Origin of the sequence: Terrabacter sp. 2RAF25, assembly GCF_052115265.1 — a bacterium.
GTDB lineage: Bacteria > Actinomycetota > Actinomycetes > Actinomycetales > Dermatophilaceae > Terrabacter.
In genome coordinates, this window is record NZ_JBFRGJ010000002.1 from 391,635 (window position 1) to 404,571 (window position 12,937).

Sequence of the window (12,937 nt, forward strand, 5' to 3'; positions counted from 1 at the left end):
GACGGCGCGAACGGTCACTCGCCGGGGTAGACGACTCCGGTCTGCCGTCGCACCGCGTCCATCGTCTCCATGACGCGCAACGTTGCCGCGTGCGGCATGAGCGGGGACTCGCGCTCGCCGGCGGCCAGTCGGCGGGCGAACTCGGCTGCCTCGTAGGAGAACCCGCGCAGGTCGTCGGGCAGGCCACCGTCACGCTCGTCGACGACGTCGCCGGCGCGATTGACGAGCCGGAGCGACGACCCCGGTGTGTAGAAGGTGCTCGACAGCTCGAGCCGCGCCTCGGTGCCGGCGACGACGGCCGAGCACGGGGTCGCCGCGGCCATCGTGCAGGTCAGCACGCCGTGACCGCCGCCGGCGCCGGTGACGATGATCGTCGAGGACGCGTCGACGCCGAGGTCGGTGAGCGTGCCGACGGCCGACACCGACTCGGGCGCACCGAGCACGACGTCGGCGAACGAGACGGGGTAGACGCCGAGGTCGAGCAGGGCTCCCCCGGCGAGCTCGGGCTGCGAGAGGCGCGCCGGCCCGTCGGGGTAGAGGTGCTGGCCGTGGTCTGCGTAGACCGCCACGAGGTCGCCGAGAAGTCCTGCCTCCACGACGTGACGCACGACGTCGTAGTGCGGCAGGAAGCGGCTCCACATCGCCTCCATGACAAGCAGGCCACGGCCTTCGGCCGCCGCGAGCACCTCGCGAGCCTCGGCAGCGCTGCGGGCGAAGGCCTTCTCGACGAGAACCGGCTTGCCGGCCTCGATCGCGAGCAGGGCGTGGTCGCGGTGCTCGGAGTGGGGTGAGGCCACGTAGACGGCGTCGACGTCGGGGTCGGCGACGAGGTCCTCGTAGCTGCCGTGGGCCCGGGCTATGCCGAACTCGTCGGCGAAGTCCTGCGCCCGCTCCTTGCTGCGCGACCCGACCGCGACGACCGACGACTCGGTGCCGACGGCGACGGCGTCGGCGAAGGCGTGCGCGATGCCGCCCGGGGCGAGCACGCCCCAGCGGATCGCCGGGGCGTCGTGCGGGTCGGGGGTGCGCGGCTCGGGCAGCTGGAGGGTCACGTCGATGGGGAGAGTCATGCGTTCACGTCCCAGAAGTCGAAGAAGTAGGGGTCATGCGTTCACGTCTCCGATATCCCACAGGTGGTGTCGGATGTCGTGCAGGAAGTAGAGGGTGAGAGTGCGGGCCGTGAACTGCGAGCCGTTGCTGCGCAGCGCGGGCCACTCCCACTGCGGGCCGGAAGGGCGGCCGTATGCCGTTGCCGCGGCCTCGAACGCCGTCGTGACCTGGCGCCGGACGACCTGGGGGTCGGAGCGCCAGTACTGCCGTTCGAGCGCGGTCGCGTCCTGGTCCCAGTTGCCGAAGGTGACGAGCTCCCCGCCGCCGTCGAGGATCTGCTCGAGGCGGCCCCGCATCACGTCGCAGACATCGCGCACGTGGCAGGTGTACTCGAGCGTCGACCAGACGCCGTCGGCCGGGCGGGCGCGCACGTCTTCGCGACCCAGCGCGGCGGCATACCGCTGCCCTGCATCGCGCAGGAGGGAAGGCGCGTCGGCGACGCCGAGGGCCGCCGGGTCGAAGCCGCAGTCGGCGCACGGACGGGTCAGCACCCACGTCCAGTCCGCGTCGTCCGGGGTCGACGGCCCGGGATCGGTGAGGGGCTCGCTCATGCGCCCAGCCTAGGGCCGCCGGCCAGCGGCGATTGGGGGAGCGCGCGACCCGCGGGATAGCGTATGTCTTCGTGCTCAAGGACAACCTGCCGTGGATCATCGCCGGCCTGGTCGTGCTGGTGCTGGTCGTCGGGGGGCTGGTCCTGGGCCGCGTCGCACCGGACACGACCGCGACCCTGCGACGCAGACGGCCCCGGCCGCCGCGCGACCACTTCCGCACCGGCGACGACGGCCCGCCCGCCCCCGTCAAGCGCGCCGGCATCATCATCAACCCGACGAAGTTCGCCGACCTGCCGGGTGTCCGCGCACGCATCACGAACACGTGCCTCGTCAACGGCTGGGGCGAGCCGCTCTTCTACGAGACGACCATCGACGACCCGGGCCGGGGTCAGGCGCTCCAGGCCGTCTCCGACGGCGCAGACGTCATCTGCAGCCTCGGCGGCGACGGCACGGTGCGCAACGTGGCGAGCGCGCTCGTCGGCACCGAGACCCCCCTCGGCATCCTGCCGGCCGGCACAGGCAACCTGCTGGCCCGCAACCTCGACCTCCCCGTCGCCCTCGAGGCGGCGGTCGCGGTGGCCCTCACCGGCCGCAACCGACGCATCGACGTCGGCGAGATCGTCGTCGGGGCGGCCCCGATGGACGACGCGCCTGACGAGTCCGGCGCTCCCGAGATGCACTACTTCGTCGTGATGGCCGGCGTCGGCATGGACGCGCAGATCATGGCCGGCACCAACGAGAACCTCAAGGCCAAGGTCGGCTGGCCGGCATACATGGTCTCGGGCCTCAAGCACCTCGTGTCGCCGGAGTTCCGCGTCTCGGTGAAGGTCGACGACGACATGGAGTTCCGCCGCCGCGCGCGCATGGTCGTCATCGGCAACTGCGGTCGGCTGCTCGGCGGTCTCGTGCTGATGCCGAGCGCTCGGGTGGACGACGGCCAGCTCGACACGGTCATCGCCTCGCCGAAGGGTGTCGTCGGCTGGGTGCCGGTCGCGACGCGGGTCGCCACCCGTCGGCGCAAGGGCCACCCGACGCTGGACCACAAGGTGTGCAAGGAGATCCGGGTGCGGACCGACCGGCCGCTGCCCCTGCAGATCGACGGCGACGTCGTGGGCGAGGCCACCGAGGTGACCGCCAACGTGCGACCCGGCTCCCTGACGGTGCGCGTCAGCCTGTAGACTACCGGAGGTCAGGCGAAGAGGTCCTGGCCCCAGTGCTCCCCGTCGGCGAGGCCGGGAGGGCAGGCGAAGACGGCCGACCCGTTGTGCTCGATGTACTCGTTGAGCGCGTCGGACTTCGCGAGCGCCCGCTGCATCGGCACGAACTGCGTGCCGGGGTCGCGCATGTACGCGAGGAAGAAGAGCCCCGCGTCGAGGTGGCCGACGCCGTCGGAGCCGTCGGTGAAGTTGTAGCCACGACGCAGGAGGCGTATGCCGCCGAGGTGGCTGGCGTGGGCGAGCCGGACGTGCGCGTCGACCGGGATCGCGGTCTTGCCGTCCGGGCCCTTCTTCGAGAAGTCGAGGGTGTCGAACTCCGTGCGCTGGCCGAGCGGCGCCCCCTCCTTCTTGTCGCGGCCGATGACGTCCTCCTGCTCCTGCAAGGAGGTGCGGTCCCAGACCTCGATGTGCATGCGGATGCGACGCGCGACCAGGTAGGAGCCGCCGGCCATCCACGCGGCGGCGCCCCGCTCGTCGTCCTTGTCGACCCAGACGTGCTGCGCGAGGTCCTCCGGCTGCTCCGCCTTGTCGTTGTTGGTGCCGTCCTTGAAGCCGAACATGTTGCGCGGCGTCGCCTGGGCGGTCGACGTCGACGAGGTGCGCCCGAAGCCGAGCTGCGACCACCGCACGGCGACGACGCCGAAGCCGAGGCGCACGAGGTTGCGCACCGCGTGGACGGCGACCTGCGGGTCGTTGGCGCACGCCTGGATGCAGAGGTCGCCGCCGGTGCGCCTCGGGTCGAGCTGGTCGCCGGCGAAGGCCGGGAGCTCCTTCAGTGCTGTCGGCTTCTTCGATGCGAGACCAAAGCGCTCATCGAAGAGCGAGGGGCCGTAGCCGATGGTGATCGTCAGACCGGATGCCGGCAGGCCGTACGCCTCGCCGGTGTCCTCAGGTGCCCGGTTGGGTCCCCCGCCGACGAGCCCGCCCGGTGCGGCCTCGGCGCCGGCGGTCATCCGCTCGGCGGCCCGGGTCCAGACCTCGAGCAGCTCGCGCAGCTGGGCCGGGTCCTTCGTCACGACGTCGAGCGCGACGAAGTGCAGGCGGTCCTGGGCGGGCGTGACGATGCCGGCCTGGTGCGCGCCGCGGAACGGGATCGCCGCGTCGAGCGCGAGCGCCGGCGGTGGAGTCATGGACCCCGGGGCACCTGCTGCGGGTGTGTCGTCACCGCGCGCGACGGCATACGTGGTCGTGGCGCCGGCGACGATGCCCGCGACGGCGGCGGACCCGGAGGCGCCGATGAGCCGGCGACGGCTGGGGCCTTCGGGGCTCACCTGGCCTCCACGACCCCGGGCACCTTGGAGACCTGCTCACTGAGCGCGTCGAGCGAGACGGTGAGGGCCCTGACGTCGGCGTGGCTGAGCTTCTCGTAGGAGACGAACTTGCCTGCGACGCGGTGTGACTCGAGCAGCTTGTTGAGCTCGCTGAAGCGCGCGTCGAGCGCCTTCTGCAAGGCCGGGTCCCGCTCGGTGACGACGGCGCGGAGCGTCTCGAGCGCCGACTGCGAGCCTTGCAGGTTGCCGCGGAAGTCCCAGAGGTCGGTGTGCGAGTAGCGCTCCTCCTCGCCCGTGACCTTGCCGGTGGCGACCTCGTCGAGCAGGGCCTTGGCACCGCCCCCGATCGTCAGGGCGGTCGGCTCGACGGCCTTGCTCCTGGCCGCGATCTCCTTGACGTCGGCGAGCAGCTGGTCGGCGATGGCCGACGAGTCCTTCTGCAGGCCACTGGCCCAGAGGTCCTTCTCGAGACGGTGGTAGCCGGTGAACTTCGTGCCCTCCTCGACGACGTCCTCGCGGCCGTCGATGCGCGGGTCGAGGTCGCCGAAGCTCTCGGCCACGGGCTCGATGGTCTCCCACGGTAGGCGCGCGGTCGGGTAGAGATCCTTGGCCTTGGCGACGTCGCCGGCCTTGACGGCGGCGACGAACGCCTCGGTGCCGGTGAGCAGCTCGTCGGTCTGCGTCGCGAGGAAGGCCTTGTAGTCGGCGATGGCCGTGGCGACCTTCTCGTCGGCGCTGCCCGCGGTGGCCGACCCCGTCACGGTGAAGGGGCCGCGGATGCCGTCGCCGACCATCCCGGGCTTGCAGGCGGTGGTGAGGGTGCCCGGCTGGGCGACCTCGATCTTGAGCTCGCGCTTGAGGCCCGGCGTGATGTTCTCGACCTCGCCGACGATGCGGTCACCCTCGGCGTACACGTAGAACTCGTTGACCTTGGTGCCGGTGTTGGTGACCTCGAAGGTGACGGTCCCGGCCTTGGCGGTGGTGGCGCTCAGCTCGCACGCGGTGTCGGTCGCGTTGACCGTGATCGGGCCGCCGGCTCCGGTCGACGCGCCTGAGGCACCGCTCGAGTCGGCCTTGTCGGTGCAGGCACCGAGGCCGAGGCCGGCGACGAGGGTGAGCGCGAGGGGCGCGACGAGGCGCAGGGCGGGGCGGGGCATGGTTCTCCTGGGACTTCGGTGTGAGTGCGCCTGCGCGTGCGAGGCGAGGGCTGGTGGTGGGTCAGGCGGCGACGGCGGGGCGCGCGTCACCGGAGGTCGCGGCCGGGGCCTGGGGCGTGGGCCTGGCCGGGCGCAGGAAGAGCGTCATGACGATGCCGACGTAGAGCACCCAGGCGACCGCCTGGAGCACGGTCGTGGCCGGCGTGAAGTTGAAGATGCCCTTGAGCAGGGTGGCGTACCAGCTGCTCGGGTCGACCGTGGCGCTGACGTCGAAGGCGAGGGTGGTGAGGCCGGGGAGGAAACGCGCCTCTTGCAGGTCGTGCAGGCCATAGGCGAGGATGCCGGCCGCGACGAGCACGAGCAGGATGCCGGTCCAGCGGAAGAACGCCGTCAGGTTGATCTTGACCGCGCCGCGGTAGATGAGCCAGCCGAGCACGACGGCGCCGGCGAGGCCGATCACCCAGCCGATGAGCGGCTGGTTGTTGCCCTGGCCGGCGGCCTCGGTGGTGGCGTAGAAGAAGATCGCGGTCTCGAGGCCCTCGCGGCCGACGCCGAGGAAGGCGACGAGGGCGATGGCGAACGGGCCCATGTCGATGGCGCGGTCGAGCTTGCCCTTGAGCTCGCCGGAGATCGTGCGCGACGCCGACTTCATCCAGAAGACCATGAACGTCACGAAGACGACGGCGATGATCGACGCGCTGCCGCCGATCAGCTCCTGGGCCTCGAAGGTCAGCTGCTGCGTGCCGTAGGTGAGCAGCGCGCCGAGCGCGATGGAGAGGGCGACGGCGATGCCGACGCCCGTCCAGACGTGGCGCAGCGCCCAGCGGCGGTCGGTCTTGACGAGGAACGCGACGAGGATGACGACGACGAGGGCCGCCTCCAGCCCCTCACGCAGTCCGATGAGCGCGTTGCTCGCGAGCACGGTGCCACTCCTGTCCTCAGGCTTCTCACAGCAATTAGGTCACGCGTTCGTGCCCGAAATGAGCAAAGCACAGGTAAGCCTTGCCTAACAAGCCGAGGGTGGTGCGAGAGTCCACTCCATGAGCGCCGATCCGACGTCACCGCGACCCTTCGCCGGCTTCCCCGTGGCCGCGCTCGGCTTCTACGCAGGGCTCGAGGCAGACAACTCGAAGGCGTACTGGACGGACCACAAGACGCAGTGGGAGAACGAGGTTCGCGAGCCGATGCTCGCCCTCGTCGACGCGCTCGCAGACGAGTTCGGAGAGGCCAAGCTCTTCCGCCCGAACCGCGACATCCGCTTCAGCGCCGACAAGTCGCCCTACAAGACGCACCTCGGGGCGTTCGTCGCCTCCGAGCCGGGCTCCGGCTACTACGTGGAGATCAACGCGTCCGGGCTCCGGGCGGGCGGCGGCTTCCGAGCGCACTCGACGGCGCAGACCGCGAACCTGCGCCGTGCCGTCGACGCCTCCGCCAGCGGCCTGCAGCTCGAGTCGCTGCTCGACGGGTTGCGGCGCAAGCAGTTCGAGGTCCACGGCGAGAAGGTGCGCACCACCCCCAGGGGGTATGCCGCCGACCACCCGCGCATCGAGACGCTGCGTCACAAGGAGCTCATGGTGATCCGCGATTTCGGCGACCCCGAGTGGCTCGCCACGAAGCGCGCCCTCACCCGCGTGCGCGAGACGTGGCGCGCGATCCGGCCGCTCAACGAGTGGGTGGCCGAGCACGTGGGCGGCGCCTGAAACCTGCTGCGGGGCGCCGGCCCTCGCGGGAACATGGAGGTCGGCACCCACGCCGACGAGGGGAGCGCGACATGCACGTGCTGCGGGTGGCACAGGTCTTCGACGGAGAGCGGTTCGTCGCGTCGGGGAACGGCCCGGTCGACGTCGCCCTCGACGGCGGAGCGGTCGTGTCGGTGGGGCCACCTGTGGACTACGCGAGCGACGCGTCCGTCGAGGACCTCGGTGACGCCACCGCGCTGCCGGGCCTCGTCGACGCCCACCAGCACCTGACGTGGGACTGCTCGCCGGACCCGCTCGGCTGGCACACGGCCAGTGACGACACGGACCTGCGCGGGCGCGGCCGCGAGAACGCCAGGCGCGCCCTCGCGGCCGGGGTCACCACGGTGCGCGACCTCGGCGGGCGCGGTCTCGTGACGCTCGCCCTCCGTGACGAGCTCGCGGCCGATCCCACCGCCGGTCCGGCTGTGCTCGCCGCCGGCCCGGCCCTGACCACACCGGGCGGGCACTGCTGGTTCCTCGGGGGTGAGTGCGCCGACGCGGTGCAGCTGCGAACCACCGTCGGGAGGCTGGCCGCTGCCGGCGTCGACGTGGTCAAGGTCATGGCCACCGGCGGCAACGTCACCCCGGGATCTGCGCCGCACGAGTCGCAGTTCGGGATCGCCGAACTCCGGGCCGTCGTCGAGTCCGCCCACGCGGCAGGGTTGCCCGTTGCCGCACACGCGCACGGCACCGGTGGTGTGGCGGACGCCCTGGCGGCCGGTGTCGACACCATCGAGCACGTCACCTTCATGACGGCGGACGGCATCGCCCGTGACCCCGGCCTCGTCGAACGCCTCGCAACGGCGGGGGTCCCGCTGTCGTTGACGGGTGCCAGCCTTCCAGGCACGCCGCCGGCGCCGGCGCTCGCGGCGCGGTTTCCCGCCCTCATCGAGCACGTGCGGGAGCTGCTCGCCTCGGGTGCCCGCTGCTTCTTCTCCACCGATGCGGGCATCGGGCCCGCCAAGCCCCATGACGTGCTCCCGCACGGCGCCGTCATGATCGTCGAGATCGGCCGCAAGTCCGTGGCGCGAGCCGTGGCGATGTGCACGTCGGGCCCAGCCGACGCGCTGGGAATCGGCGACAGCGTCGGTCGGCTGCGGGTCGGTGCACGTGCAGACGTGCTCGTGGTGCAGGGCCGCCTGTCAGACGACGTCAGCGCCCTGCTGCGCCCGGTGCGCGTGCTGCACCAGGGCGTCGACGTGGCGAGGCCGACAGCTCACTGACCGGAGCAGGCACACCTGGACCCACAGGCCGCCGGGCAGCACTAGGGTCCGACTGTGACCTCACCTCACCGGCCCGTTCGACCTGTCGATGCCCACGTCATAGGAGGCGGTCCCGCCGGTCTCGCGACCGCTGCAGCCCTGAAGCAGCGCGGCCTGCACGCGGTCGTGCTCGAGCGCAGCGACTCCGTCGGCAGCTCGTGGCGGGGCCACTACGACCGGCTGCACCTGCACACGCCGCGTGAGCTGTCGGGGCTGCCGGGGCTGCCGATCCCCAGGGAGATGGGCCGCTGGGTCTCGCGTGACGACGTCGTGCGCTACCTGGAGCTGTACGCGGCCCACCACGACCTCGACGTGCGCCACGGCTCCGAAGCCGCACGGGTCGACCGCACACCCGACGGGCACTCGTGGACGGTGACCCTCGCCGACGGGTCGTCTGTGACCGCTCCCTACGCGGTCGTCGCGACGGGCTTCAACCACACGCCTCGCGAGCCGGATGTCCCTGGCCTGCACGGCTTCTCGGGAGAGGTCGTGCTGGCTCGCCACTACCGCAACGGCGCAGCGTATGCCGGCAAGGACGTCCTCGTCGTCGGCACCGGCAACACGGGCACCGAGCTCGCCGTCGACCTCGTGGAGCAGGGAGCTGCCCGGGTGCGGATGGCCGTCCGCACGGTGCCGCACATCCTGCGCCGCAACCGCGGCCCCGTTGCTGCGCAGTACACCGGCATCGCCGTACGCCGCCTGCCGACCGTCCTCGTCGACCGTGTCGCACCCGTCGTCGAACAGCTGCAGACACCGGACCTGTCGGCGCACGGGCTGCCGCGCCCCGACACCGGGCTGCTGACCAGGGTCGAGCGCGACAACGCGATCCCCGTCCAGGACGTCGGCATCATCGACGCCGTGCGGTCCGGCCACGTCGAGCCCGTCGCGGCCCTCACGTCGGTCGAGGGCGACACCGTGGTGCTGGCCGACCGGTCACGCATCCAGCCGGACGTCATCGTGCTCGCCACCGGCTACCACCAGGGTCTCGAGCCACTGCTCGGCCACCTCGGCGTCCTCGACGGCAAGGGTCGACCCGTCGAGCGCGGCGGCCACACGGCCCGCGGCGCCAAGGGACTCTGGTACACCGGCTACACGAACCCGATCTCCGGGATGCTCCGCGAGATCAGCATCGACGCGCGCAAGATCGCGCTCGCCATGGCGCTGACCAAGCGCCGCGAGATGAAGGCGCTCCGCAAGGCGTCCTGACCCGCCCGTCGGAAGGTGAGCACTCGACCGACCCCACCCATCGAGTGCTCATTTTTGCACGCCTGTCCCGACGCCTTTCCGGGGTACACCCCGTCGGAAAGTGGGCACTCGACCGACCCCACCCATCGAGTGCCCAGTTCCCGACGCCTGTCCCGACGCCTTGTCCGACACTCGTTCGGCGGCGGGCCGGGTCAGGGGTGGTGCTGGCCGCCGAGGTTGAGGAAGGCTGCGGCGACGTCGTCCGTCTCGGCCACCGCGCGGGCGAGCGCCTCGTCGCTCGGCAGGCCCTCGGCGAGCAGCTCGTGGTGGCGGGTCATGGTGTTCGCAGCGACGTCGTCGGGCACGGGCGCGACCGCGGCGACCACGGACCGAGCGCCGAGCGACAGCAGCGACAGCGCGAGACCCAACGACTCGTGGCCGGGTCGAGGCGTGGTGAGCCCGACCTCGCACGCCGACAGCACGACGTGGTCGGCGCTGACGCCGGTCGGTTGCAGTTCGTGCGCGAAGACGGGCCCGTCGTGCAGCACGAGCGAGGAGAAGAGCGGCGACTCGACCTGGTGCGTGCCGTGCGCAGCGACGTGGACGATGCCGGGCCGGCCGAGCGCGGAGACGAGCTCGTCGCGCCGTGACGGCTGCACCAACCGGGCCCAGGGTCCCCACGTCCCGACGATCGCCTGCGCCTCGGCGGCCGCGCGTGGCACGCCCGGGCCGACGCTGACGTGGACCTCCGCGGGGCACTCAGGCACCGCACCCCGTGGCGCACCGGCCAGGCCCCGTCGGGCGAACGAGGTCAGCGACGGAGCCACGGTGAACGGCCGGCCACGCATCGACGGCAGCACCGCCCACGGCAGGACCGATACCTCCGGGCACGAGACGATGACGAGCCCGCGGTCCGAGCGCCACGGACGCAGGAGGGCGTCGTCGAGCTCGGCGGCGCTCGATCGCAGCGACGACCACACGGCCCCGGCCAGCGGACCGAGGTGGTGCGTCGCTGCGGCCCTCAGGTCGACGCGCACCCGCTGCGCGAGCTCGGCCGCCCGTTCGACCGGCATGAGGTCGCGCAGCGTCGCGCGGCCGCCGACGATCCCCACGGCACCGAGCCGGCCCCTGTGCCGGAAGAACCACACGTGGTCCCGGTCGACGTCGACGAGGTGCGCCCGCGCATCGCGCACCCGAACGGGTGCTGCGTGGGCGGCGCCACCACTACGGCTGAGGGCCCAGTCGCGGTCGCGGATCTGCCGTTCGAGGCGCGATGCGTGCTCGTTGAGCTCCCGCACGCTGCCCGGGTCGCTCTCACCGCGCACCTGGCCGCGGACGCCGCGTAGCTGCTCGGTCAGAGCCGCGAGCTCCTCGTCATCAGGCCGGCCGAGAGAGGGCAGCCGGTCGGTGGCGCTGCGCCAGCGGTCCAGCGCGTCGAGCACTGCTGCGCTGCCTCTCGGCACGGCGAGCTCGAGGTCGAGCTCGGCCAAACGGGCCCCGTGCACCGCACGGGCGGTGCGCAGGTCGAGGCTCGCGCTGCCCTCCTGACCGGCAGCCAGCCGGCGCGACGCGCGCACGAGGAGACGACGGGCCGGCACCGGCTCTCCCGCGGCGACGAAGGTCTCGGCCGTCACCGCGGCGGCGTCGAGCTCGTCGGACAGCGATCCGGTCGACACGCGCTCGAGGCTCAGCAGTCGCGTCTGCGCACCCTCGACGTCGCCCGCGAGCACGAGCGCCTGCGCGGCGACGACCCGCGCGCTGTCGGCGAGCTCGGAGTCGCCCAGCTCCGTTGCGGCCTCGGACAGCCGGTCGGCCGTGCCGGCAGCCGCGCGAGCCACGGCCCGGGCGTCGTCCTCGCCGACCCGTGCGGCGGGTGACGGAGCGTTCTCTCGATCGGGAGTGGGGGTGCGCGGTGAGCCTGGAAGAGCCGACGGAGCGCTCTCTCGATCGGGGGCTTGGCGGGGGTGGGCGCGGCGGCGCTGTCGCTCGAGGTCGACGAGCAGGCCGACGAGCACGGCCTTCGCCGCCCAGGCGGTGGCGCCGATGCGCCCGTACGTCTCGCGGGCGGACTCCGCGGCCTCCGCAGCGAGGTCGAGGTGCCCGAGCAGCCGGTGCGCCCGAGCCAGCTCGAGCTCGAACTCGGCGCGGATCTGGTCGTGGCCGTCGGTGCTGAGCTCGGCGACGCCGCTCTCGAGCGCCTCGACCGCCTCCTTGACGAGTCCCGCCTCCAGCAGCACGCGCCCCCGGTCGAGGCGGGCCGGCCCCTTGAAGACGTCCGCCTCGATGCCCTCGGCGCCCGCCATGTCGGCGAGGGAGCGTGGGATGTCACCGAGGAGGTATGCCGCATACCCCTCGTTGTGCCTCGCCATGAACTCCTGCGCGCCGTCGCCGAGGTCGTGCGCGAGGCGCGCAGCCTCTGCGAAGGACTCGAGCGCTTCCTGCGGTCGGAGCAGCTCGAACGCGAGCATCCCCCGGCTGAGGTGCACCGAGCACCGCTCGCGCTCGGTGAAGGCGTCGAGCCGGCGTACGGCTCCCTCGAGCCCGTCCCACGCGGACGCCAGGTCACCGACGCGGCCGTGGATGTTGGCCCGCTGGTAGTCGATGCGAGCCCGGAGACGCTCGTCGCCGAGCTCGTCCACAACGCGCTCGGCCTCGGCCAGCCTGGCCAGCGCCGGCTCGACGCCTGAGAGCATGAACTCCGTCAGGGCGAGCGTGACGAGCGTGTTGCTCCGCAGCGCGAGCCGCTCGTGCGACGGCGCCCCACCGGCCCGGTCGATCTCGTCCAGCGCCGCCGCCAGCGACCGGGCGGCGTCGACGGGTCGCCCGGCCAGGTTGTCCGCGGCGCCCTGCTCGCGCAGGGTGCGTGCACTCTCGAGCAGATCGATGGCTCCCGCCCGGCCTCTCGTCGTGGCCGGTCATCGCGTCGGGTCGGGATCGTCAGATCTGGATCGTCGGGGTGATGACCGGTCGTGTCTCGTCGTTGCTGGGGTCGGTCACCACGAAGTGGACCGGCCCATGGGGTAGATCATCCAGAACGAACCGCCCGTTCGCATCAGAAATCGCCGTGCGGCTGCCCTCGTTCGTGACGGCCTCGACCTGGGCGCCGGGTGTCGTGACCCAGCCGTCCACGCGCATCCGGTCGCCGGCATCGTCGGTGTCGACGGTGTCGGACGGGCTCGCCGACACCATGAGGCTGACGGAGGCGGCCGTGAACGTGACCGACTCGGTCGGAGTCGGCTCGACCTGGGCGTCGGCGCCTCGGGTGGTCAGCAAGGCGGAGTCCATGAGCTCGGCGACCTCGGCGTGCAACGCGTGCACGGTGATCGCGAACTTGACCCGCTCGGCGAGGTCGCTCGGCACGGGGTCGGCGTGCGCGAACAGGTCGTGCACGTGACCCAGGTTGGCGATGTCTCGGGCATCGATGGCGTCAGTGTGAGATGTCATG

General features: G+C 72.2%; 11 protein-coding genes. 4 read left to right on the forward strand and 7 right to left on the reverse strand.

Features of this window, described 5'->3' with window-relative positions:
• Positions 1–14: 14 nt before the first annotated feature.
• Entirely contained in the window at positions 15–1,070 is a 1,056-nt protein-coding gene (locus tag AB4091_RS05075; RefSeq protein WP_442290636.1) for a Gfo/Idh/MocA family protein, read from the reverse strand.
• A 33-nt stretch (positions 1,071–1,103) separates the two neighbouring features.
• A complete protein-coding gene (locus AB4091_RS05080; RefSeq protein WP_442290637.1) occupies positions 1,104–1,661 on the reverse strand; it encodes a DinB family protein in 558 nt (185 codons plus the stop codon).
• 71 nt (positions 1,662–1,732) lie between these two features.
• Between AB4091_RS05080 and AB4091_RS05085 the strand changes: the two genes are divergently transcribed.
• A complete protein-coding gene (locus AB4091_RS05085; RefSeq protein WP_442290638.1) occupies positions 1,733–2,839 on the forward strand; it encodes a diacylglycerol/lipid kinase family protein in 1,107 nt (368 codons plus the stop codon).
• A gap of 11 nt (positions 2,840–2,850) precedes the next feature.
• On the opposite strand, the gene efeB is transcribed toward AB4091_RS05085, so the two are convergent.
• The 3 genes from efeB to efeU form a co-directional block, all read right to left on the reverse strand.
• Positions 2,851–4,149: an iron uptake transporter deferrochelatase/peroxidase subunit gene (gene efeB, locus AB4091_RS05090; protein WP_442290639.1), complete on the reverse strand. Its 1,299-nt coding sequence runs from the start codon at positions 4,147–4,149 to the stop codon at positions 2,851–2,853.
• Positions 4,146–5,306, reverse strand: coding sequence for an iron uptake system protein EfeO (gene efeO, locus AB4091_RS05095; protein WP_442290640.1), 1,161 nt, complete (start codon positions 5,304–5,306; stop codon positions 4,146–4,148). The genes efeB and efeO overlap by 4 nt, the downstream gene beginning before the upstream one ends.
• A gap of 61 nt (positions 5,307–5,367) precedes the next feature.
• Complete coding sequence (gene efeU, locus AB4091_RS05100; RefSeq protein ID WP_442290641.1) at positions 5,368–6,228, reverse strand: iron uptake transporter permease EfeU; 861 nt, start codon at positions 6,226–6,228, stop codon at positions 5,368–5,370.
• A gap of 118 nt (positions 6,229–6,346) precedes the next feature.
• On the opposite strand from efeU, the gene AB4091_RS05105 reads away from it, so the two are divergent.
• From AB4091_RS05105 to AB4091_RS05115, 3 genes are all read left to right on the forward strand, one after another.
• Positions 6,347–7,006, forward strand: coding sequence for a DUF2461 domain-containing protein (locus tag AB4091_RS05105; protein WP_442290642.1), 660 nt, complete (start codon positions 6,347–6,349; stop codon positions 7,004–7,006).
• Between the two features lie 71 nt (positions 7,007–7,077).
• Positions 7,078–8,268 (forward strand): amidohydrolase family protein, encoded by a 1,191-nt coding sequence (locus AB4091_RS05110; protein ID WP_442290643.1) that lies wholly within the window; start codon positions 7,078–7,080, stop codon positions 8,266–8,268.
• Between the two features lie 54 nt (positions 8,269–8,322).
• Complete coding sequence (locus tag AB4091_RS05115) at positions 8,323–9,513, forward strand: flavin-containing monooxygenase (protein WP_442290644.1); 1,191 nt, start codon at positions 8,323–8,325, stop codon at positions 9,511–9,513.
• Positions 9,514–9,704: 191 nt separating this feature from the next.
• Here AB4091_RS05115 and AB4091_RS05120 read toward each other — a convergent pair whose 3' ends face one another.
• Positions 9,705–12,185, reverse strand: coding sequence for a CHAT domain-containing protein (locus AB4091_RS05120; RefSeq protein ID WP_442290645.1), 2,481 nt, complete (start codon positions 12,183–12,185; stop codon positions 9,705–9,707).
• A gap of 244 nt (positions 12,186–12,429) precedes the next feature.
• A complete protein-coding gene (locus AB4091_RS05125; RefSeq protein WP_442290646.1) occupies positions 12,430–12,936 on the reverse strand; it encodes a hypothetical protein in 507 nt (168 codons plus the stop codon).
• Position 12,937: the final 1 nt, after the last annotated feature.